Source organism: Metabacillus sp. KH_069, from assembly GCF_057838075.1.
In genome coordinates, this window is sequence record NZ_CM174460.1 from 794,383 (window position 1) to 817,114 (window position 22,732).

The 22,732-nt window shown below is 40.6% G+C and carries 23 protein-coding genes and 1 riboswitch; of the genes, 14 read left to right on the plus strand and 9 right to left on the minus strand.

Translation table 11 applies throughout. The features are described from left to right. Nucleotides 1-252: 252 nt before the first annotated feature. The 3 genes from AC3ISE_RS04090 to AC3ISE_RS04100 form a co-directional block, all read right to left on the minus strand. Complete coding sequence (locus AC3ISE_RS04090; protein ID WP_224771152.1) at nt 253-624, minus strand: DnaJ family domain-containing protein; 372 nt, start codon at nt 622-624, stop codon at nt 253-255. 96 nt (nt 625-720) lie between these two features. Beyond that, nucleotides 721-1,464 (minus strand): STAS domain-containing protein, encoded by a 744-nt coding sequence (locus AC3ISE_RS04095; RefSeq protein WP_489223140.1) that lies wholly within the window; start codon nt 1,462-1,464, stop codon nt 721-723. Continuing rightward, nucleotides 1,457-2,116, minus strand: coding sequence for a cobalamin B12-binding domain-containing protein (locus AC3ISE_RS04100; RefSeq protein WP_489223141.1), 660 nt, complete (start codon nt 2,114-2,116; stop codon nt 1,457-1,459). Before AC3ISE_RS04100 ends, AC3ISE_RS04095 begins: the two co-directional genes overlap by 8 nt. 247 nt (nt 2,117-2,363) lie before the next feature. Here AC3ISE_RS04100 and AC3ISE_RS04105 point away from each other — a divergent pair, with 247 nt between their 5' ends. From AC3ISE_RS04105 to AC3ISE_RS04145, 9 genes are all read left to right on the plus strand, one after another. Then, nucleotides 2,364-3,833, plus strand: a complete 1,470-nt coding sequence (locus AC3ISE_RS04105) for a potassium/proton antiporter (RefSeq protein ID WP_489223142.1) — start codon at nt 2,364-2,366, stop codon at nt 3,831-3,833. Between the two features lie 532 nt (nt 3,834-4,365). Next, nucleotides 4,366-4,911, plus strand: coding sequence for a hypothetical protein (locus AC3ISE_RS04110; protein WP_489223143.1), 546 nt, complete (start codon nt 4,366-4,368; stop codon nt 4,909-4,911). A 48-nt stretch (nt 4,912-4,959) separates the two neighbouring features. Further along, nucleotides 4,960-5,862: an HD-GYP domain-containing protein gene (locus AC3ISE_RS04115; RefSeq protein WP_489223144.1), complete on the plus strand. Its 903-nt coding sequence runs from the start codon at nt 4,960-4,962 to the stop codon at nt 5,860-5,862. 71 nt (nt 5,863-5,933) lie between these two features. Beyond that, the gene (locus AC3ISE_RS04120; protein ID WP_489223145.1) at nt 5,934-6,539 is read left to right on the plus strand and encodes a DedA family protein; all 606 of its coding nucleotides are present in this window, start codon (nt 5,934-5,936) and stop codon (nt 6,537-6,539) included. A gap of 14 nt (nt 6,540-6,553) precedes the next feature. After that, nucleotides 6,554-6,733 carry a hypothetical protein gene (locus AC3ISE_RS04125; protein ID WP_489223146.1) on the plus strand — a complete coding sequence of 60 codons (180 nt, stop codon included), beginning with the start codon at nt 6,554-6,556 and terminating at the stop codon, nt 6,731-6,733. Continuing rightward, nucleotides 6,693-7,037 carry a hypothetical protein gene (locus AC3ISE_RS04130; protein WP_489223147.1) on the plus strand — a complete coding sequence of 115 codons (345 nt, stop codon included), beginning with the start codon at nt 6,693-6,695 and terminating at the stop codon, nt 7,035-7,037. The genes AC3ISE_RS04125 and AC3ISE_RS04130 overlap by 41 nt, the downstream gene beginning before the upstream one ends. Nucleotides 7,038-7,381: 344 nt before the next feature. Continuing rightward, complete coding sequence (locus tag AC3ISE_RS04135; RefSeq protein WP_489223148.1) at nt 7,382-7,948, plus strand: copper resistance CopC family protein; 567 nt, start codon at nt 7,382-7,384, stop codon at nt 7,946-7,948. A 5-nt stretch (nt 7,949-7,953) separates the two neighbouring features. Further along, nucleotides 7,954-9,027, plus strand: coding sequence for a copper resistance D family protein (locus AC3ISE_RS04140; RefSeq protein ID WP_489223149.1), 1,074 nt, complete (start codon nt 7,954-7,956; stop codon nt 9,025-9,027). Nucleotides 9,028-9,093: 66 nt separating this feature from the next. After that, on the plus strand, nt 9,094-9,552 hold the full coding sequence (locus AC3ISE_RS04145) for an OsmC family protein (protein WP_489223150.1): 459 nt from the start codon (nt 9,094-9,096) through the stop codon (nt 9,550-9,552). A 19-nt stretch (nt 9,553-9,571) separates the two neighbouring features. Here the strand turns inward: AC3ISE_RS04145 and AC3ISE_RS04150 are convergent, their stop codons facing one another. After that, complete coding sequence (locus AC3ISE_RS04150) at nt 9,572-10,141, minus strand: thioredoxin family protein (RefSeq protein ID WP_489223151.1); 570 nt, start codon at nt 10,139-10,141, stop codon at nt 9,572-9,574. A 401-nt stretch (nt 10,142-10,542) separates the two neighbouring features. Between AC3ISE_RS04150 and AC3ISE_RS04155 the strand changes: the two genes are divergently transcribed. The 4 genes from AC3ISE_RS04155 (at nt 10,543) to AC3ISE_RS04170 (ending at nt 14,115) form a co-directional block, all read left to right on the plus strand. Then, nucleotides 10,543-11,631 carry a mechanosensitive ion channel family protein gene (locus AC3ISE_RS04155; protein WP_489223152.1) on the plus strand — a complete coding sequence of 363 codons (1,089 nt, stop codon included), beginning with the start codon at nt 10,543-10,545 and terminating at the stop codon, nt 11,629-11,631. A gap of 82 nt (nt 11,632-11,713) precedes the next feature. Then, on the plus strand, nt 11,714-12,517 hold the full coding sequence (proC, locus tag AC3ISE_RS04160) for a pyrroline-5-carboxylate reductase (RefSeq protein ID WP_489223153.1): 804 nt from the start codon (nt 11,714-11,716) through the stop codon (nt 12,515-12,517). A gap of 340 nt (nt 12,518-12,857) precedes the next feature. After that, complete coding sequence (locus AC3ISE_RS04165; protein WP_165970976.1) at nt 12,858-13,745, plus strand: YitT family protein; 888 nt, start codon at nt 12,858-12,860, stop codon at nt 13,743-13,745. 262 nt (nt 13,746-14,007) lie between these two features. Then, nucleotides 14,008-14,115 (plus strand): YhdX family protein, encoded by a 108-nt coding sequence (locus AC3ISE_RS04170; RefSeq protein WP_223440064.1) that lies wholly within the window; start codon nt 14,008-14,010, stop codon nt 14,113-14,115. Nucleotides 14,116-14,549: 434 nt separating this feature from the next. On the opposite strand, the gene AC3ISE_RS04175 is transcribed toward AC3ISE_RS04170, so the two are convergent. From AC3ISE_RS04175 to AC3ISE_RS04190, 4 genes are all read right to left on the minus strand, one after another. Then, nucleotides 14,550-15,332 carry an anti-sigma factor gene (locus AC3ISE_RS04175; RefSeq protein ID WP_489223154.1) on the minus strand — a complete coding sequence of 261 codons (783 nt, stop codon included), beginning with the start codon at nt 15,330-15,332 and terminating at the stop codon, nt 14,550-14,552. Beyond that, nucleotides 15,325-15,888: an RNA polymerase sigma factor gene (locus AC3ISE_RS04180; RefSeq protein ID WP_489223155.1), complete on the minus strand. Its 564-nt coding sequence runs from the start codon at nt 15,886-15,888 to the stop codon at nt 15,325-15,327. Before AC3ISE_RS04180 ends, AC3ISE_RS04175 begins: the two co-directional genes overlap by 8 nt. Before the next feature lie 552 nt (nt 15,889-16,440). Further along, nucleotides 16,441-17,484 carry a ribonucleotide-diphosphate reductase subunit beta gene (locus AC3ISE_RS04185; protein WP_489223156.1) on the minus strand — a complete coding sequence of 348 codons (1,044 nt, stop codon included), beginning with the start codon at nt 17,482-17,484 and terminating at the stop codon, nt 16,441-16,443. Nucleotides 17,485-17,499: 15 nt separating this feature from the next. Further along, complete coding sequence (locus AC3ISE_RS04190; RefSeq protein ID WP_489223157.1) at nt 17,500-19,776, minus strand: ribonucleoside-diphosphate reductase subunit alpha; 2,277 nt, start codon at nt 19,774-19,776, stop codon at nt 17,500-17,502. 182 nt (nt 19,777-19,958) lie between these two features. Beyond that, nucleotides 19,959-20,141: riboswitch (cobalamin riboswitch) on the minus strand. A 247-nt stretch (nt 20,142-20,388) separates the two neighbouring features. Between AC3ISE_RS04190 and dat the strand changes: the two genes are divergently transcribed. After that, nucleotides 20,389-21,243 carry a D-amino-acid transaminase gene (gene dat, locus AC3ISE_RS04195; protein WP_489223158.1) on the plus strand — a complete coding sequence of 285 codons (855 nt, stop codon included), beginning with the start codon at nt 20,389-20,391 and terminating at the stop codon, nt 21,241-21,243. 52 nt (nt 21,244-21,295) lie between these two features. Here the strand turns inward: dat and nhaC are convergent, their stop codons facing one another. Continuing rightward, on the minus strand, nt 21,296-22,687 hold the full coding sequence (nhaC, locus tag AC3ISE_RS04200; RefSeq protein WP_489223159.1) for a Na+/H+ antiporter NhaC: 1,392 nt from the start codon (nt 22,685-22,687) through the stop codon (nt 21,296-21,298). Nucleotides 22,688-22,732: the final 45 nt, after the last annotated feature.

A 22,732-nucleotide genomic window follows, 5' to 3' on the forward strand; every position in this document is an offset into this window, starting at 1 on the left:
GTAGATTTGCCATATGTAGCTTTTCCCATAAGGAGATGAGGTGAAACAAAATTATTTTCATTATAGCATGCCGGCACCATTTCTCAGTGTAGCGGCGAAGGCTTTTTGTTTGAATGGGCGAGTTTGTCTTTATCGTGAACTTCTTCCTGAAAGAAGACTCCATCTTCAATCGTGAGAAGGGCGTAGCCCAACGATAAGGGGGAGATGAATTTCGGTTGGAGGTAGCCAAAACTTTCCCTCTTATGTTATTTGTTATTCCCAAAGTTTATAATGTTTTTCAAGCTCACCAAGAGAAATCAAGTTTTTTTGCAGGGCTGCGGGACAAGATCGGTTGTATTTCATAATTTCTTTATTAATCAGTTCCGCTTCTGCTGTCCGTTTTTCATCATCACTCAGCTTCATCAGGTTTTCTATGCGGTGCTTAATCTCTTTCTGCAATTTAATCCATGCAGGCAGGTAGTTTGCGTTTTTGACGATTTTTGTGAAAATATCTCCTTCCAGAGCGCCTTTTGGAAGAGGCTTGCCCATACCCGGCAATTTTTCAGCACCGCCCTTTTTTTCATAATCCTTATAAATAGAGCTCATTAAATCTCTGTTAGATAAGTCATCATTGCTCTTTTTCAAGAAAATCCCTCCAATAGATCTAATAAGGATAACTTCTTGATGGATCTGGAAAGTCCTGTAAGGATTTTAGTCGAATTTGTGAAAAAGAAAAACCTATCATAAAAGATAGGTTTCAAGGGCAGTATTCAAATTCTGAACATAAGTGACATTTATGTTTGAATGAATTTTGTATACATCTTTTGCCTGTGCGGGCGTCAAACTTGCAAAAAATGCTTCTGCTCCCATCAGGCTGAATTCCTGAATGAGATTTGAAAGGTCCTGTATTCCAGCTTCAGTGATCTCCCCTACACCATGAAAATCAATAAAGACCTGTTCGGCTCCTGAATCCGCCAAAAGGTTTAACAATCGGCCTGTATTTTTAGAAATCAGATCTTGTGTCAGCGATCCGAACAGCGGAATGAGCACAGCTTTTTTAGTCAGCATGATAAACGGGCTGGAAAGTTCAACGATCCTAATGTACGCATCTTCGGCTTCTTCTTTTTTTGCAAGGAGCTGAAGATCTGTTTCTGCCAGCCTTCTGCGGTGAAGCTCTACTTGATGGACGAGAGCTTCCATTCGCGAGTTTTGCTCTGTTAACAGAAGGTAAAGAAAATCATCATCCCTGCTGATGTTTACTTTAAATAAGGCGAGAGGAGAGCTGAGTGTTTTTAGAACCAGCTCTGTCTCTAGTTTATCTGATTTCAGAACTTTTTCTGCTTTTGTTCTGCTGTCTTCATCAATTAAGTCAATAAAGCTATCCGTTTCTTCGAACAATTTTAATGCTGCAAGAGATTGTTCCTCTATGTGGAAGCCGTGATTTAATTTAAAAAAAGGCAGAGGAAGCATTCTGCTGTCAAACATGGGAATTTTCCTTTTCTTCTGTATTGCTGAGCCATTCATCAAGACCAGACAATGCATGAAAAATCCGCGTTTTATCAGAACAGTACTCAGCTTTATTTATAGTTGAGGCAAGCCGGCCTCCAACGATAACTTTAGGAGAGTGTTCTAATTGTTCAAGCTCCTGAATGTAGTGATTCAGGCGGTGTGCGTGCTTTCGCAGGGAAAAAGAAAGGCCGATTACGTCCGGCTGCCAGTCAGCAGCTGTTTTCAGGGCATATTCTAATGGGAGATTTGCTCCGAAAAGCTTTGTTTTATATCCGTATAGTTCAAACAGAATAGAAACCATCTTAAGACCAAGGTGATGAAGTTCATCCTCTATGCATAAAAACATGGCTTTCTTGTTGAATTCCGTTTGCTCCCGTTTTGTAAGAATGTGCTGCTGGTATCTGGAGAGGACAAAATCACAAGTTGTCGTTGCTAAGTGCTCATCGGCAACTGAAATTTGATCCTCTTCCCAGAGTATCCCTATATGTGCCATAGCCGGTGTCAGCAGCTCCTGAAAGATTGTAATAGGTTCTGCACCATCTGCATGCCTTGCTTCAACCAGCTGCCATGCGCGGTTTTGATTGCCTTCTAAAAGCAATCGTGTAAAAGCTGCTGTGTCTTTTTCCATATAAGTCACCTCTGAATCTATTAGCTGAAAAATACTGTCAGTTTGTATTATTATTTGATTACAATCATTTTAACATAAGTAAACCATTATATAGGAGGAAGAAACACCCATAGATTAAAATCAGAAAATCTTTTTCCCAAGGCCAATTTCTAGACGATAGGCTGAATGTTGCGATAAAATAGACTTATTCCCCTATTAAGTATCTTCAAAACGTTTTACAAAAATCAAACTATGAGGTGATGCAGTATTGTCGTTTTCTGTTGATAATATCATTCTAATTTTAGCTGTTCTTCTTACAATAGGTGTTATGACCGCAAAGTTTTCCTCTCGGCTTGGATTGCCTTCCCTAGTATTTTTTATCGTTGTCGGTATGGTGCTCAGTCATTATATTTATTTTGATAATGCAAAGCTTGCCCAGCTTTTTGGTATTATCGCCCTGATCATTATTATTTTTGATGGCGGTTTACAAACAAAATGGGTGGATGTCAGAAAAATTCTTGTGCCATCATCCATGCTTGCTACAATCGGAGTTTTTATCACGACGATTATTATCGGCGTATTTGCAAAATTCATTCTGGATTTAACTTGGCTTGAGGGATTATTATTTGGCGCGATCGTTGGGTCAACGGATGCTGCAGCGGTTTTTGCTGTTCTTGGCAATAAGAACATCAGAAAGAGATTGACGTCTACTCTGGAGGCTGAATCTGGTACGAATGATCCAATGGCCGTATTTCTGACAGTAACGATCATTCATCTGATTGGGCAGCCAGATACGAGTTTTATTGGCCTGATATTAAGGTTTTTCTGGGAAATGGGATTTGGCCTTGCAGCAGGATTGCTTTTCGGGAAACTTGCGGTTTGGACCATTAACAAAATAAATTTAGACTCGTCCGGACTTTATCCGGTTTTATCACTTGCCTTTGCGATCTTAACTTATGGCTTAACGACGTTTGCGCACGCAAGCGGACTCCTTGCTGTTTATGTAATGGCTGTGATAGTGGGAAATTCAGATCTGACTTTCCGTCATTCTATCATCCGTTTTAATGAAGGGTTCGCATGGATGATGCAGATATTAATGTTTATTTTACTCGGCTTGCTTGTGTTTCCAAATCAGCTGCTGGATATCATTTGGGAAGGTTTGCTATTGTCGGTTATTTTAATGATAGTGGCGCGTCCAATAGGGGTATTCATCAGCATGATTGTTTCTAAATTTTCCGTAAAGGAAAAGCTGTTTATTTCATGGGCTGGACTCAGGGGAGCGGTTCCGATTGTTCTGGCTACTTATCCGATGCTGGCAGGTCTTGAAAACAGTCAGCTCATCTTTAACGTCGTTTTCTTCGTTGTCCTCACTTCGGCACTGCTTCAAGGGGCGACGCTTACACCTCTTGCCAATAAGCTGAAGCTTTCAGAAAGCAAGAAAAATTCAGTGCCTCATACCCTTGAATTAATCTCTATCGGCAAAACCAATAATGAGATGATTGAGCTTGAGGTGGGAGAAGGCGCTAATGTATCAGGAAAAGAATTAAAGGACATTGAGCTGCCGAATGATGCATTAATAACGGCTGTTATAAGAAATGAAAAGCTTCATACTCCAAGAGGAGAAACCAACATCTTTGCAGGGGATACCTTATATATTCTTGTCTCAAAGAAAAACCGGGAAAAGATCAAGACTATATTTCAGGGTGAAAAAGTAGAGAGCGCAAGTAACTTTGAATAGATAGAGAAGGGGATTGTCCAATAAGTCTCTAAAATGAAGCAGGCAGGAAATAGAAATGTTATTTCCTGTCTGCTTTTTTCTGTACGCTCTTTTCATAAACTTTTTTTGTATTTAGACTCCATGTTGCAAACTTTAAGTGGATTGCAGCGGAAGGAACTTGACTCCTGCGGGAATTAGAGGGAAATGGGAGACCCCGCAGGCAAGCCGAGGAGGCTCCCACCCTCCCCGCGGAAAGCAAGTTCCTCTCGCTGCAAGGAACGGGCAACATTTATAATCGAAAACAATAATTATGCGAAAACAGACTTTCTGGACAGCCCCATTCTTTTTTTTGTGAAAATAAAAAAAGCGAAATCCAGGTACCCATACGAGGCGAAGGCCTGGATCATCTTTAATCTTTCTCCTCCAAAAATATTAATCATGCTTTTTTTACAAAATTCGATCTTTTTTACTACATATTGTCAGCGTTGATATATAATAGCAATGAAAAGTTAAAAAATTATGATTAATCAGTAAAAATTCAGGAGGAAGAAAAATGAGAAAGATTGTTTCGCTTGTATTGGCTATTTTATTTTTTACCATTTATTCAGCAGTTCCTGCAGCTTTCGCAGAAAGCAACAAACAATTAAGTGAGGAAGAAGTTCATTTGTTGGTTGCAGAGGCAAATGAGAAAATCGATTCATTAATAAAAAAGGCAGTTGAAGAATCAGAAAAACTTGAGAGCAGGTATATAAAAGACAAGCAAGAGACTCAAGAACGAATCGAACAAGAACAAATTGTGATCACAAACTTGGCTATAGAAATTCAGGATGCAAAAGATGATAAAAAATTGATGGAAAAAATGGAGAATGCAGAAGAAAAGCTCCTGAAAGAAAATGAAAAGCTTGAAGAACTGTCAAACAAGTTTAATAGAGAGCTTGATCAATTAATCCAGAATCTGCTGGATGTTACGAATGAAATTTCAGCTGAGACCATCAGCAAAGCCGCTGAGAATGGAATAACTGTGGAATGTACATGGATTTTAGTTGAGCTTGGCGGAAAAAAGATTTGGGTGGATCCGCTTAAAGTTGTTGGACCATAAACAGAGAAAAAGATTTCGCAATCCTTTTCTAATTTTGGGGGCTGTCAAATGGAAGGGCTGCATATTTTTAAAAAGGGCAGTTACATCAATACAGTAAAACAGCAGTCGGCAGAATTAAGTCTGCTGCTGAAGAATGAAGGGACGGAGATCCTTTTTCAAAGCATATTGAAGGATCGGATGTTCTATATATATCCCGGAGATAAGAGAGACTCCTTTGAATTTTATTACATCATTAAAGGGGAAGTTCTCTTTGAGGAGAATAACGAAAGCAGACTGCTGAAAGAGAAAGATTATTTTTATGTTCAGGATTTGAAAAAGCCAATCTTTTTTAAAGCATTAACAGATGTAGAACTGCTTTGGTTTATTACAGAACCGGCTTTTGATGATTTAAGCGAAGAAATAGAGAAGTTTACAAGCATGGTTCAGAAAGTAGAACAAAAGGATCGCTACACATATAATCACAGCATGAGAGTTCAGGAATATTCCATAAAGATTGCCAAAGAACTGGGCCTTGATAAGAGAAGACTTGAAAATCTTTATGTAGCATCTTTGCTTCATGATATCGGAAAAATTAATGTACAGGCTGAGATCTTAAATAAACCGGACAAGCTGACTGATGAGGAATTTTCGCTCATAAAGAAGCATCCCATTGATGGAGCTGAAATCTTAAAACATCAAAAAGGGGTAAGTGAGATCATTCTGCAGCATCATGAAAAATTAGATGGTTCAGGCTATCCTTTTGGATTGAAATCGGAAGAAATCCTGCTGGAGTCTAAAATCGTAACTGTAAGCGACACCTATGATGCGATGACACAGGATCGGGTTTACCGCAATGCTCTTCGTGCAGATGAAGCTGTGCGTGAACTGAAAAAATGGAGCGGAATCCATTTTGATCAGGAGATCGTGAATACATTGATCTCCATCTTGCAGAAGGAAGGTAAAATTGATTGAGGCGTCTTTATATTCTAACTCTTATTATCTTAGTATAATAGAAGATAGATAAAGATGAAGGCAGTGAGAAAATGGAGATTTCTGAGATTCTGATTTTTATAGAGGAGTATGGGTATTTGGCTCTGTTTGTGATGCTGTCTGCCGGAACCTTTTTTATCCCACTTCCAAACGAAGTGATTGTCATGATGGGCGGATTTGCTTCTTCTCATGGGATTTTGCACCCTGTACCTGCCTTTTTTTCTTCCTATTTAGGCATTATGACGGCACTAACTTTTTGGTTTTTTGTTGGAAAAAGCTTCGGGGAACTGGCTCTGTCTTTTTTAGTGAGAAGAGAAAGAGCAAAGCGCCGATTTATTAAATTTCAGCAGTTATTTGCAAGACATGGCGATTATACACTTGGCATGACTTATTTTTTTCCGCTGCTGCGGCATCTTGGCCCAGTCCTTGCCGGCATGAATAAAGTGAAGTTCTGGAAATTCGCTCTGCTGGCATATGGATCAGCACTTTTATGGGCCATACTCTTTTTTTGCCTGGGCAATAAATTCGGCTCTTCCATCGATGCAGTAAACGGGTATCTTACTAGATTTGGTCCGTTTTTTATTGGGGCTGGCTGTCTTCTTTTTCTTTCGATTATCTTTAGCAGGTATTATCGCCGGAAAAAAATGAGGTCACGTTAATAAGGGGGCTTAAAGTGAATAGTGAAACAGCAGGTGATGCGATGAACGATTTTCATAAAAAATGTGCGGTGTCTTTATTCAATGGAGTGTGGGACTTAATGGAAAAACAGGACTGCACACCAGTTGAAACCGATGCGATGATTCATATGGCGCATGCATCACGATATCATTGGGAGCATTGGCACAGCGGTTAACCTTTCGCGGGGAGAATGGCAAATAGCAAGGGTGTATGCGATTGCCGGCAGATCTGAGCCTGCCCTATATCATGCAAACCGCAATCTTGAACTCTGTCTGTCCAATCAAATTGGTGATTTTGATTTAGCTTATGCTTATGAGGGGCTTGCAAGGGCCTATTTATCAGCAGAGGATCTGGCAAACTTCAATCTATACTTCGAAAAAGCACTTCAGGAAAGCAGCCAAATAGAGAAAGACACAGATAAGCAGCTATTGCTGGACGATATGAAACAATTGCAGATAACGGCACAAAAACTCGGGTGACTACATTCCCGGGTTTTTTAATAGTATCAGAATTTATATGTTATGCGCTTCTTTGTCCAGCTCCAGCGCCCAACTCCCAACTCCTCGGCCAGAACGGATCCGAAAGTATTGGCAAAAAGCGCCTTCACTGGCGGATCCTTATCTGTCATGCCTGCGCTAAACGGGCGCTTGCGCTTTTCTTGTTAGAAGTGAACATCCAAATAGAAAAGTATATCGTTAGCTTTTTAAACAAACCTTTAAGAAGAGGGGCAGTGTTTAGAAAACTGTCGAATTTCGGCGAATGGGAAGCTGACACATCATGTTAGAATAAAAATTAGAATTTACCTCTAGAAAGGAAGATACATATGAAAAAAATACTTTCTCTATTTGGAATGCTCGTTCTGCTTATTTTACCGAATACAGCTTTTGCACATACTCATATGACCTCATCAAATCCTGAAGAAGGTTCGACCGTAACGGAACCGGTTAAAGAAATTGAGTTAACCTTTGATACACCGGTTGAGTCACTAAGTACGATGACCTTAACTAAAGACGGCGCTGACGTACCTCTGGAAGTGAAGGCTGAAGGAGAAACACTTAAAGGAATTTCGTCTAGTGAACTTGAAAATGGATCCTACACAGCAGATTGGAAAATCATCGGTGAAGACGGACATGAGATGGAAGGCACTCTTGCCTTTACCGTTCAGCAAGAGGACAAGGAAGAAGAGCCTCAACCATCAGCTGAAGATGAATCAGCAGTGAATGAGGATAATCAAAATGCGGAAAATGAAAAGACAGCACAAACAGATGAACAGGCTGAAAACGCGGAGTCAGAGCAGTCTGAGAACAGCCCGGTCATGACGATTATTCTTGTTGCAATTGGTGTTATTGCCGTGATCGGCATTGTTTTCTTCATGAAAAAGAAAGGCTGATCAGCATGGCTTATCTTATACCGATCGGAGAAGGGATCACGTATGTTCTCTTTTCTTTCTTAATTGGGCATGTTGTCCTGCAGTTTGTTGAAACAGACAAGAAACCAGATATTCGGCTTCCAAAAGTATTTTTGCTGTTATCGGTTTTGTTAATCGTTCTTTTTTCTTTTTTTCCTGTTTTAAACATTATCCTGAATTTCTATCAAATAGCCGGACTCAGTCAAACGATACAATCGGTATTGGCTGATTTTCAGGCAGGCCAATCGTGGCTGATGACAGCAGCTGCAGCCGTCTGTCTATGGATTGTGATTTATTTGGATGGTCCAAAATATATTCAGGGGCTGCTGCTGCTTTTCATGATCATAGCTTTAGGATATGCAAGCCACGCAGCATCCTTATCCTTCTGGCCCGGAATCGCCTCTCACAGCATTCATTTTCTTTCCGTCACACTGTGGACGGGCGTTTTGCTTCATGCAGCTTGGTTTTCAAAAAAAGCGGAGAATTGGCAGGCTTTCCTGAACTGGTTTACGCCGTTTGCTCTCGTATGTATGACCGTTTTGATGGCAAGCGGGTTAATCGTTATGACTTTTGTCGTTGATCTGAAAGATTATGCTGCTGCCTGGAGTTTATCGTACGGGCAAGTGATTTTATTAAAACATATCAGTATAGTCCCTTTGCTTGTATTTGCTTTTTTAAATGGCTTTGTAGGCAAAAGAGCCGGTCATTTTCAGGCTCTTGCCTGGGTAAGAGCTGAGAGTATTGTCGTCATGATTGTTTTTTTCTTAACAGGAGTACTTGGTACACAGGCTCCTCCTCATGATGTCAGCACAACACTTCGTTCTGACGGAGCTTCGCCTTTATTTGAATTTAGTAAAGGATTGAAAATCGAGGCGCCAATTGAGATCGGATTTGCTTTAACATGGAATGGTATTCTGCTCTTTGTTTTTGCAGCCCTGTTTATTGGCATGATGGTGATCAGCTTTATGAAAAAAAGAAATGCATATGCAGCATGTGCATTTGCGATTTTATTCATAGTTTCTGCATATCTTGCTTTAATGGCGAATGTTGCTGTCAGCTAATCAGCAGGCTGATTAAAAGACAGTGCACTAGTGAGAATTTATACTTAAGGAAAAGGAGGGATTTCCATGCCTGAACATTCTTTTCATTTAAAAGCACATTGGCCAGGCCTTAGAAATGACGTGGGGGAAATCGAAAGCGGGAATTTAAAGACACAGGTGTCGATTCCGCCGGAAATGGACGGTCCGGGTATCGGCACAAACCCTGACGAAATGCTCCTTGGCGCTGCTGCAACCTGCTATATCATTACACTTGCAGCAATGATGGAGCGCAGCCGATTGGAAAAAGAAGACCTTACCATGACATCAGAGGGAATCGTCGATGTTACAAATGGTGTCATTACCTATAAAAAAATCATTCATCGGCCTGTCATTGTGTTAAAAAGCACAGCATCTGCAAAAGATGAAGTGCTTGCAGGAAAGCTTGCTGAGCGGGCGGAGAGCTCCTGCATGATCAGCCGGGCGATTAAAGGGAATGTTGAAATGGGTCTTGAAGTGAGTATACGTAAAAAAGAAGTCACCGGCTGAGGTGACTTCTTTTTCTGTATTAAACGTGCAGTCTCTTCTTTTTAAGCGTGGTAATAATGCTATATGAAACTTCTTTCCAAAGTGATTCGTCTTCTTTATAGGATGCTGTTAATGTTTGAATCATTTCTGATTGCTTTGTTTTAAAATCCGGGTGCTCTTTATCCGGAAGGGGTTTTCTCAGACGGTCAACGAGCTGCTGAATTTTAGGAGCGCGGGGTCCCCAGACGGCTTTTTCGTTTCCTTCTTGGTCGATGAAAATGAAGATGGGAATCGCACGAGATGTACCATTGGTTAAATATTGATCCATGAGCTCCAAGTTCGAGTCGCGCAGCAAAAAGCGGACATCCATTCCAGCTTCTTCAGCAATTTTTAATAGAATAGGGTTATTCAGCATCGCATCTCCGCACCAGTCCTCTGTGAGAACAATGACGCGAAGGGATTGATTGCGGATGCTCTCAAGAATAGATACGTCGTCTTCATCAAGTGTAAACTGCTGATAGATTGTGTTCATTTCTTCTTTATTGACATGCATTTTTTCGATATATTCCTGTGCAGTTAATCCTTTAGCAAACCATGTATTAAGTGACATATTTAAGACCTCTTCCAGGATTGATTTAATGATAACGGTATCAGAATCTCCTGTAAAAATCCAGAAAGTTGAACTGACAAACTAACTTTACATCCTATCTTTATAATGGAGCTCAGATTCATGTACAAGAATAACCATCGAATAGCCTTTTGTTTTCATAATTTCACAATATCCGCTTTTATACTTGTGAAAAAGGGTGTAAGCTTCATTTCGGTAAATAACGTTGTGATGCATATTTCTGCCGCCCTTCATTTTGTTTTACAAGAAAGACGCAGAAAGCAGCCTCAAAGTTACCAGTTTTTTAAAAATAATAGGGACCAAAAGACGATGAGGTTTTCGAAGAGTTTAGTATAATAGTATTTTGTGAATACATTAGGTATGCAGAGTAAGGAGAGAAGTTCATGTTTGAAAAATATATGACCACGGAAAGTTTGATTCAAATTGCCGTAAGCATCGGGATTTTCGTGCTGTTTATGGTCCTTCGCAAACTTTTCACGAAATACGTATTCAAAATGATATTGAAGTTCAGCAACAAAACACCGACTGATATTTTCAGGAATGTTCTGGTCGCTTATGAAAAACCGCTGCGCATGTTTTTTATCCTGATCGGTTTATATTTGGCCATTCTGTATTCGCCGTTTTTTGAAAACCAAAGGGATGTGCTGAGTCAATTTTATCGATCTTCCATCGTGATGACGATAGCATGGGGGCTTTACAATCTGACGGCATCTTCCTCTCTCTTGTTTGACAAAGTGAATCAGCGTTTTGAACTTGAGATGGATGATATTCTTGGCCCCTTTTTATCAAAGGTAATGCGTTTTCTTATTCTTGCGCTGACATTCAGCATCATTGCGCAGGAATTCAATTATGATGTAAATGGTTTTGTGGCAGGGCTCGGACTTGGAGGTCTTGCATTTGCCCTTGCAGCTAAAGAAACAATCGGCAACTTTTTTGGCGGAATCATCATCATTACAGAAAAGCCGTTTACGCTCGGCGACTGGATTAAGACGCCAAGTGTAGAAGGGGTTGTAGAGGATATCTCTTTCAGAAGCACGAGAATCCGGACATTTCCTCAGGCTCTTGTAACCGTGCCAAACTCTACTCTTGCCAATGAGCCCATTATGAACTGGACAAAAATGGGCAAAAGGCAAATTCAATTCACAATTGGAGTGACATACGATACAACTGAATCTCAGCTGAAAACGTGTGTGAAGAGAATTGAACATATGCTGTCTGAGCACGATGGTATACATGATGACACAATCAATGTGATCTTTAATGCTTTTGGCGACAGCAGCCTTGATATTTTCTTAAATTTCTTTACCAAAACAACAGCCTATGCTGATCATTTAAGTGTGAAGCAGGATATTAATTATAAGATTATGGCGATTCTTGAAGAAGAGGGTGTAGGTTTTGCATTCCCAAGCCGTACCATTTATGTGGAAGGCGCTAAGCAGGATACATTTGAAAAAACAAAGCAGTATAGCTAAAAGCCGGTGTTTCAACGCCGGTGTTTTTGTACTCTTAAGTTTGATAAAATAACAATAGCCGATAAAGAGAGGAAGTAGTTTTTTGAAGAAAAGCACGATTTTATTTATTGGAGCAGGACGAATGGCAGAATCCATTTTATCCGGGCTTGTTCAATCTTCATACGTAAAAGACATTTATGTATCCAATCATAAGAATAAAGAGAAACTGATTTATCTGCAGGAGAAGTATCAAATCATTCCTTCTTTCAATTGGAAGGAAGATATTGAAAAAGCGGATATGGTTGTTCTTGCAATGCCGCCTGAAGTGCATTTGAATTTATTGCATGAAATGAAACCGTTCATACATAATCATTTCATTGTAACGATAGCTGCGGGAATCGGGCCTTCTTTCTTAGAAGAGCATCTGCCTGAGAATACCCCGGCTGCATGGGTGATGCCGAATACAGCATCAGAAATAGGCGAGTCGATGTCGCTTGTCGCATACGGGAAAGCTGTGCTTCAAAATCATAAAATCATGCTGAAGCAAGTGCTTGATGCCATTGGCGAGGCTGAGGAGTGCACAGAAGAGCAGGTTCATCAATTAACTGCAATCACAGGAAGCGCCCCGGCTTTTCTTTATGCATTTTCAGAGAGTTTAATCGAGCAGGCTGAATCCTACGGAGTCTCTCATGAAACAGCCGTCAGGCTTGTCTCGCAGATGCTCGCCGGCTCATCTTCCATGCTGAAAGAGAAGCTTGCTCCAAAAGAACTTAGAGAGCAAGTGACAACACCAGGAGGAGCTACTGCTGAGGGAATAAAAGTCCTTAAAGAAGGCGGATTTGACGACTTAATTAAACAGGCAGTCGTTGCTGTAAATAAAAAAGCCATGAGCAAAGGACTGGAATAGAATAAAAAAGGAGGGAGGGGTCAAGCGCGTTTCGAATTTTTAATGGTTGTTTCGCGCTTTCCCGTCCCGTTGCATGCTGAGCATGCTTTTTTGAAAAATGGAAGCTTTGACCTGACTTTTCCTTTTCCGCTGCATTTTACACAAATATTAATCATTTTCATTCGCATCACCGTCTGAATTTTCTTACTATTTATTTTATCACAGATTATCCGCTTAGAGTTACTGACAAACACCCTGAACAGGGGTGTTTTTTTTGAAATCAGTCATTTAAGCGGTCTTCTGCATCTATATTTTAATATATAACTGAAATGACAAAGAGTGACTAAAAGGAGGAGGATAAATGGAGCCCCATCAAATGTCCGTCATCAAACAGCACAAAAAGCTGCCAAAGGCTGAAATTGGCAAACGCATGGTGCTGATTTGTTTCGGTGCAGTCTTGATGGCAATAGGTCTGGAAATTTTCCTCGTTCCTAATCGTGTGATAGATGGGGGGATTGTGGGAATTTCCATTATCCTTTCTCATCTGACGAAAGTGAAGCTGGGTATTTACTTGTTTTTTCTGAATGTGCCTTTTTTCTTTATTGGCTACAACCAGATTGGAAAGACGTTTGCGCTTTCCACCTTGTTCGGTGTCGGAATTATGTCGGCTGCGACGGTTTTGCTTCACCCTGTTCCTGTGCTGACGGAGGATCTCTTGCTAGCATCTGTATTTGGCGGAATTATCCTCGGCATTGGAGTCGGCCTGGTTATCAGGTATGGCGGGTCACTTGACGGGACAGAAGTTCTGGCGATTCTATTTAATAAGCAATCTCCTTTTTCCGTCGGGGAGATTATCATGTTTTTTAACCTGTTTATTTTAGGCAGTGCCGGTTTTGTATTTGGCTGGGACCGGGCGATGTATTCCCTGATCGCTTATTTTATCGCTTATAAAACGATTGACGTGGTCGTTCAGGGCCTTGATGAGTCAAAATCAGCGTGGATCATAAGTGAGAACCCTGATGAGGTTGGTCAGGCAATCTTGGATCGCCTTGGCCGCGGAGTCACATACTTGAACGGTGAAGGAGCATATACAGGAGATAATAAGAAGGTAATATTTTGTGTCATTACAAGACTTGAAGAAGCAAAGTTAAAATCAATCGTTGAGGAATTGGATCCTTCTGCTTTTTTAGCCGTAGCGAATATAACGGAAGTAAGAGGAGGGCGCTTTAAAAAGAAGAGTATCCATTAAATGACATGTTTTTTAGAAATTCAGCAGGATAACAAAAAAAATTACAAGGTCAGCTAAGTAAAAAGACCCTTATTTTCGGATGATTGTTAAATCGTGTCACGCTTGGCTTTTTCAAATACGGGAGTCGAAAATCCACCTTAAAAGAACGATGAATTTTTTCCTTGCCTTTGACTCTATTCAAAAAAAAGTCAAATAAATAGGGATATATCATTATTTACTAAATTTTCAGTTTAATTATGATATCAATAAAGGAGGAGATAAAATGGGTAAAGGAAGAATTCGTGTGGAAGAGAGTATTAAAGTGCAGACGGATGAGGAAATGTACGAAGCAACTTTAATTGAAAAAGCGGAAGAGGAAGAAGTGAAGTAACAATCAGCCGTTTTAAGACCCCGTGTGAATCCTTGATAATTTTGTCTCTGGTGAATAAAGGCATGACAGCAGATTAACCAGTATACAGGTATAGACAGCGTAGCGAATCTAAAGAATTGAGGTACGTGATATACCATTGTGGGCTTGGCTGCTAGTTGGTTTTCTGGTTTTAGTCCTAATTGGCTGGATCAGCCATTTAAGAACAAAACGAAGAAGAAAGTAAAATGTTTATCACTCAGATCCTAAAGCTGAATTAATGAGAGCATAACAGCAAATTCATAATGACAATCGAGATATGAACAACTTTCATGGACAATAAATAGGGAGACTATCCAAAGGGGTAGTCTCTTTCTGAATTTAAAGAAAGAAAATTCAGATAAATGGTTTGGTCAAATAAAAAAGAGGGTACGGTTTACCGTACCTTCTTAAGTTGGCTATAGCTGTGAAGCAAGAACCACAGCACCTTCAGGAGCTTTGTTTCCTGCTTTTGGTTCAATCGTTATGGCTATCGTATCCCAATTCAGCTCGCCTTCCAGGTTCATTTCGTACATGACGGCACCATGTCCGGATGAATCTGGAACGAATGAACCGGCTGCGACTGGCTTTTCATTCTCAATCAGCCAGATTTGGTACACTTCGCCGTCTTTCAGCTGCTTCAGCTGTTCAGCCTGAAGGACAACCATTTCTTTAGAATCATTTTTCATCAGTGAAGCCATTGCCGTTACATTATTCATTTGCTCATCAACTGGAGCAAGCGCAACTTGTTTTTTCAAATCTTCATTGCTGAATGCTGCATCTTTAGGAGGTTCATCAGCCATTTGTGTTAAGAAATATCCATTTCCGAGAAGTGATGCAAAAAGCAAAGCAGCTACGGAAGGAAGAAGAAACTTATTGGGCCTTTTTTCTGCTTTGATTGGAACCATTTTGTCTTTATTTTCTGTATAGTGATCTTCTTTTTCTTTGACAGGAACAGGCTCAGGCGAATGATTTGCAGCATCCTCATTCAGGATGCTTCCTAAAATACGCTGTTTCATTTCTTTAGGAGGCTCTACAGGCTCAGAAAGATAAGGAAGGTCTTCTGTTAAAGCAGTCAATTCTTGAAGTTCTGCCGAACAGTCAGAACAAGACTCCAAATGAGCTTCAAATTCTCTTTTCTCTTCAGCTGTCATCGTCTCATTAAAATAATCGAATAGTTTATCGCACATTTGGTTATTCATCTATGACCCTCCCTTCTTTGCCCAGCGTGCTCCTTAAATGCTTCAGTGCAAGCCGTATTCTTCCTTTGACGGTGCCGAGCGGAATGTGATATTCTTCTGAAATTTTCTGCTGAGTAAAGCCTTTAAAATAAAAGAGCTCAATCATTTGCTGCTGTTCCGTTTTCAGCTTGGAAACAGCCTCTCTCAATATTTCACCCTGCTCAAGCCACTCTACTTCATTTTCGACAGACTGTTCGGAACTTGATACAGAGTCTTTTTCCATGATTTCAACGGTATCGATTTTTTTATGTTTGCGAATCAGATCGATTGCCTGATTTCTTGTGATGGTTAAAAGCCAGGAAGTAAACTTTCCTTTGCTGCTGTCATACACACGGTTCCCATGCCAAAGCTTCATAAATACGTCCTGCAGTACTTCTTCAGCAAGAGATTGATCATGAGTGATGCGGCAGGCAAATGAAAAAAGCAGTTTTTCATAACGATCGTACATGATTTCAAGGGCATCTTTATCTTTATTGCGGATTCTTTCGTACAATAAAGCGTCGTCGTTTACTGTCATCTCCCAATCTCCTCTAATTTGATCAGACTTTCATAAATTAAAGGATATCATTAATTGTCGCAATATGAAACTTTGAAGGATAATCTTTCTTTGTATATAGAATAACGAAATAAAGATGTTTTTGTATCACTTTCTACAGAAAAAATGCAAAAAAATGAGGCTGGGACGTAACGATCATCTCCTGAATGAAAGCCGAACATTGAATCGTGCGAAAACCATTAAAAGAAAGAGCTATTTTCGCATAGATTGTTGTTTTTCATGATAAATGTGTCCGTTCCTTGCAGCGAGAGGAACTTGCTTTCCGCGGGGAGCATGGGAGCCTCCTCGGCGTTGCCTGTGGGGTCTCCCAATTTGCTCTATTTCCCGCAGGAGTCAAGTTCCTTCCGCTGCAATCCACTTAAGGTTTCTACCATTTAGTCTGGCAGCAACAAAATTTATGAAAAGAGCCAAAGAAAAAAATCCGAACTAAAACGAAATTCAAGTTGGAATTTCACATAATAGTTCGGATTATTCTTTGGCTGAAACCTTTTGTCCCAGCCTCCCATTTCTTTTTTATAGGTCATCAAATCCGTTATCGATGGAGTTGACTTTCGTATACTGGCGCGATTTTTGTTCAAAGAAATCAGACTTTCCAAGATCGACTTCTTCATAGGCTTTGATCCACTTCAGAGGATTCGTCCGGTTTTCTTCGAAGGGGCGGTCGAATCCAAGCTGGTTGCATCTGACATTTGCATAAAATTTAATATAATCCTCAACGTCTTTCATATGAATGCCGTCGATTTTATTGCCTATGATAAAGCGGCCCCACTCAATTTCAAGAGCTGCAGCTTCCATAAAAGTTTCTTTAACAAAAGCTGCGAGTTCCTCTGTCTGATATTCCGGGTACTCGCTCAGCACTTCTTTGAAGATTTTCACAAACAAATCTACATGTATTTGTTCGTCCCGGTTAATGTAATTGATCATCGTGCTTGTAGCGACCATTTTTTGATTGCGGGCAAGATTGTAGAAATAAGCAAATCCTGAGTAAAAAAACAAACCTTCAAGAATGACATCATACACAATGGATTTGAGCAGATTGCTGACATTCGGTTCCTCAGCAAAGGCCTGATACCCGTTCGTGACAAATTCGTTCCGTTTTCTTAAAATAGGCTCGCTTCTCCAATATTCAAATACTTCATCCTGAACGTGCTTTGGAACAATGCTTGAGAGAACATACGAGTAGGAATGGTTATGAATCACTTCCTGCTGGGCGAGCATAATCATCAATGCGTTAACGCTTGAATCTGTTATATAGTCTGCAACTTTTCCTGCATAGTCTGTCTGAATGCTGTCAAGCAGGGCAAGAAGTCCGATGATTTTCAGAAAAGCATCCTGCTCATCTTTTGATAATTGAGGGAACTGCTTAATATCACCGGACATATTAATTTCAAACGGTGTCCAAAAGTTGGCCAGCATTTTTTTGTATTTTGCGTAGGCCCAGGGATACGTTACATCGTCCCAGTTCAATACATTGGAGCTGCTGCCGTTAATAATGGCCGTGGACCGGTTCGGTGCTCCCGAATCCATAATGGACCTTGTTTTTAATGAATGTGTCATGATTTGTCTCTCCTTTTAGCTCGCGCAAGATTCACAATCTTCTATGGCACTTGAAGTAGACCTCACATAATAAGTGGTCTTTAAGCCGGCTTTCCATGCTGACAGGTGCAGGTTCAGCAATTCTTTTGCTTTTATTGTGTTCTGCACATAAAAGTTAAACGAAACGGATTGATCAATGTGCTTTTGTCTTGCGGCATTTTGCCTGATGCTCCACGTTTGATCAATGAAATAAGCCGATTTATAATACCATGTGGTTTCAGGATTTAAATCAGGAGCAGTAACGGGTATTTTATAATCCTTTTTCTCTTCAGAGTACATTTTTTGGAAAATCGGATCGATGCTTGCTGTACTGCCTGCAAGGATCGAGGTGGAAGCATTAGGCGCCACCGCCATTAAGTAGCCGTTGCGAAGCCCCTTTTCCATGACCTGCTGTTTTAATTCATCCCATGGTAAATGTTCTGATGTGTAATTTCTGCTTTCGAAATACTCTCCGGTATGCCATTTTGATCCTTCAAACACTGGGTAGGCTCCTTTTTCAGCAGCAAGCTTCATGCTTGCCTGGATCGTATAAAAGGCAATCTCTTCATATAATTTGTCAGCATACTGTACGGCTTCTTCGTCTTCCCATTTCAGGCGTTTTAAAGCAAGCAGGTGATGCCAGCCGAATGTTCCAAGACCGACTGCACGGTATTTCTGATTGGTGAGTTTAGCCTGCACCACAGGTATGTCATTTAAATCGATCACGTTATCCAGCATTCTGACCTGAATGGCAATAAGGCGCTCAAGCACTTCATCACCGGCAGCTCTTGCCAGATTAATAGATGACAGATTGCAGACAACAAAGTCACCCGGAGTTTTAACGGTGATGATTTTGCCGTCTTCTGTATATTGTTCATCCATCGTCGTAGCGCTCTGATTTTGAGTGATCTCTGTACATAGATTGCTGCAATAGACCATGCCTTTATGAGAATTCGGATTGCTGCGGTTCACTTCATCACGATAGAACATGAAGGGGGTGCCTGATTCCAGCTGGCCTTTCATGATGCCTTTCATAATGTCAATCGCAGGTACGGTTTGTTTAGTCAGATCAGGATGATTGACGCACTCCCAATATTTATCGCGAAATGAGCCGAAGCCTTTTCCTTCGTCGTAAAAATCTTCTAAGGAGTACCCCATAACTTTACGGACTTCATGCGGATCAAATAAATGCCAGTCACCGCGGTTTTCCGCCTGTTCCATAAACAGATCAGGCAAGCAGACACCTGTAAATAAATCGTGAGTTCTTAAGCGCTCATCGCCATTATTCAGTTTAGAATCCAGGAATGAAAAGATATCCTTATGCCATACATCCAGATAGACGGCGATGGCTCCTTTTCTTTGACCGAGCTGATCTACACTCACTGCCGTATTGTTCAGCTGTTTCATCCACGGGATTACGCCGGAAGAGACTCCTTTAAAGCCTTTAATGTCACTGCCTCGGCTGCGGATCTTTCCTAGATAAACTCCGATGCCTCCGCCAGATTTTGAAAGATTTGCAATATCTGTATTGCTGTCAAAGATGCCTTGCAGACTATCATCAACTGTATCTATAAAACAGCTCGACAGCTGGCCGACAGGCTTCCCTGCATTTGATAATGTCGGTGTAGCAACGGTCATATACAGATTGCTGAGAGCCCAGTAAGCTTCTTTGACAAGCTGAAGGCGATGCTCTGTTTTTTCATTGGCCATAAGCGTCATGGCGATGACAAGATAGCGTTCCTGCGGCAGTTCAAATGTTTTTTTATCAAAATCTCTTGCTAAATAGCGGTCCGACAAGGTGCGGAGTCCAATGTATGTAAACAGCTTGTCTTTTTCCGGCTGAATGATTGATGAAAGGCTTTGTATTTCTTCGTCTGAATATGCGTTCAGCAAATTCGGACTGTATATGCCCTTATCAGTCAGTGTTTTAAGTAAGTTCAGAAACGAATCATATCCATTTGGCTGATTGCGGTTGAACGCAGCTTCCTTATATAGCTTTCTTAGATAAATGCGTGCACAAAAGTAAGTCCATTGAGGTTCAAGCTCACTAATATTGGAGAGACCTTCGAGAATAAGGAGATTGGAGATTTGGGATGTTGTATATTCACTGCGGCCTTCGATGCTTTGTACAATTCTTGTGCTGTAAGCATCCAGGTCAAGCTCTTTGAAGCCGTGTCCGATTTCATCTATGAAGTCTCTTATCCGTTTTTCTGAAAATGGGGCTTTTTCAAGTGTCAGTTCATTAAAAATAATTGTTGCCATTTTGGTTGCCATTTGACATCCTCCTAAAAAATAATAAAGCGCAAAGGCTTTAATCAGCTCTTGATTGTGTGATGTTTATACCTAAAAAAAAATCCGCTCATGGGATCATGAGCGGATCAAACGATAGAATAAAAGGATACAAGCAGTCCTGTTATTAACCATCGTTTCATCTCCTCAGTCCCCGAAGAATTCGAAACTATAGCAATCAAATGGCAGGTCTCCTGACTTGTGATCATTCTGCGCTGAGTCCTTCCCATACTTCAATCTCGTACAGTGGTATTCCCAGTTCGTCACACTTACAGTTGCGGGGACAGTTCCGGATTTGCACCGGATTCCCTTTTAAGCCAATAAATTGGCACCTTTGCTTGCTGTTGTTTTTCAATATGTAGTATTGCGATTTTGATTTTTTATCAATATCTTGTGTTTGTGGATAATTTCATCATAATGGACAGGAAAAGAAATTTCAACTGAAATCTGTAAAAAAACAAATAAAAAGATGAAACCATTTTACAGACCAGCGTGTTTCATCATAACATAGAGAGAGGAAGTTTTTCATTCAATCACATGTAATAAAATCGATTTATTTCAGAAAACAGCCTTCAATCTAACCAAAGGAGCCTTCATATGTACATACTTTTAAACGGTGAATTTAAGCAGAAAAACGAAGTATCCATTGATTTTGAAGATAGAGGATATCAATTTGGGGATGGCGTGTACGAGGTAATCAGAGTATATAATGGCTCGTTTTTTGCGATGAAAGAGCACATGGAGCGATTTGTCAGAAGTGCAAAAGAGATTAAGATTGTACTTCAGCATTCAGCAGAAGAATTAACAGGAATGCTGAATGAACTCATCCATAAAAATCAGGTGCAAGATGGTGCTGTTTATATGCAAATCACACGCGGGGTAACAGGAAGGAAGCATCTTTTTCCGGGAAAAGACGTTACTCCTAAGATAGTAGCCTATCCAATTCCTTGCTCAAAGCCTGTAAAAGAGCAGGAAAAAGGCATTAAGCTGTATCTTATTGAAGATATCCGCTGGCTGAGATGTGATATCAAAAGCCTGAATTTGCTTGGGAATGTTCTCGCCAAACAGGAGGCTTACGAAAATGCAGCATACGAGGCTCTGCTTCATCGCGGTGAGCATATAACGGAGGGTTCTTCGTCTAATTTTTACGGTGTAAAGAATGGGACCATTTATACACACCCTGCGAATCATTTGATTTTAAATGGTGTGACTCGCATGAAAGTTGCAGATCTTTGCAGAAAAAACGGATTGACGCTGGCGGAAGAGAGATTGAAAGTAGACGACCTCAAAACGCTTGATGAAGCGTTTATTACTTCTACGACGAGTGAGGTCATACCAGTCACGGAGATTGATTCCATGAAGGTTGGAGAAGGGGTGCCCGGACCTGTTACGAGAAAGCTTCAGCGGTTGTTTGAAGAAATGATTATCAACGAAGAAAAGGTTATTGGATAAGGTACATGTATTAAAACAAGAAGAAACCGCTTGAAGAATCAAGCGGTTTTCCTTATGCAGCTAATTGCTCCGCAGGCTTCTTTCTGCCTGGAATAAAACCAAATAAAACACTGAATAAAGGAGACAAGTAGAGGAAGAAAGCGAATGGAAGGTACGCTATTACGTCAACACCAAGTGTCTGGGCGAAAAAGGCTCCGCTTACTCCCCAAGGAATTAATGGATTGATGAGTGTACCCCCATCTTCCAAGGATCTTGATAAATATTTCTTATCAATGTTCATTTTTTCATAGGCGTCTTTGAATGATTGACCAGGAATTAAAATTGAAAGGTATTGCTCGCCTGTCACCAAATTTACTCCTATAGAAGAAGAAACCGTTGCAAGAATCAACTGTCCTTTGACTTTGATCCGCATTATCAGTCCTTTTAGAAGGGTTTGAATCAGTTGCATTGTATCCATTAATCCTCCTAAAGCAAAAGCAATCATGATTAATGAAATCGACCACATCATCGATTGAAGTCCACCGCGGTTCAGCATTTTCTGAACCGTTTCCTGTTCAATCTCAAAAGCTGTGCCATTTTGCAGGACATTCAAAAACTGTGCAAAAGAAGCGCCGTCCTGAAGCAGGATTCCTGTAGCGCCTGCTGTCGCAATCCCGGCAGCAAGAGCGGGAATTACGGGAATTCTTGTGATGGCAAGGGCAATCACAATCAGAGGAGAAATTAACGTCCAGCCGCTAATCTGTAAATGCTGCTCCATGACAGAGATAATTTCCTGAATATTTTCAAGTGTTGCATCGTTTACCGTTAATGTCGTCCCCAAGAACCAAAAAAGGAATGCTGTAATCAAGAAGGCAGGGATGGTCGTTCTCGACATGTGTTTAATGTGTGTGAAAATATTTACGGATGCTACTCCTGATGCAAAGTTAGTCGTATCAGACATCGGAGACATTTTATCTCCAAAACATGCACCGCAAATAACAGCTCCTGCAGCCCACTGGACCGGGACACCTGCTGCAATCGCAACTCCCATAAGAGCCACTCCAACTGTACTCACTGTTGTGAAACTGCTTCCCACTAAAGAAGAAATGATCGTACAGCAAATCAGTGTAAGAATGAGAAGTGAACCTGGGTCGATAAGATTCAATGCAGCTATCATCACAGTAGGAATGGTGCCGCTGAACATCCACGCACCGATTAGAATCCCGATTAATGCAAGGATGATGATGGGCTGAACGCCATTTTGGATTCCTTTTACTAACCCGGCTTCAATTTCTTTCCATGAATATTTATAGATAAAAGCAACTCCGCTTAATAAAACGAGACACAGCATCAGCGGCAGGTGCGGTTCCGTTTTTAAGTAAAATAGACTGATAAAGATGATGGCAATCATCGATAGAAAAATCATGACTGCAGCTCCAAATGGAACGGTTTTGGAATGGTTCATAACTTGTAATTCCTTCCTTTTATACTTGAACGCTTTTATGCTTTT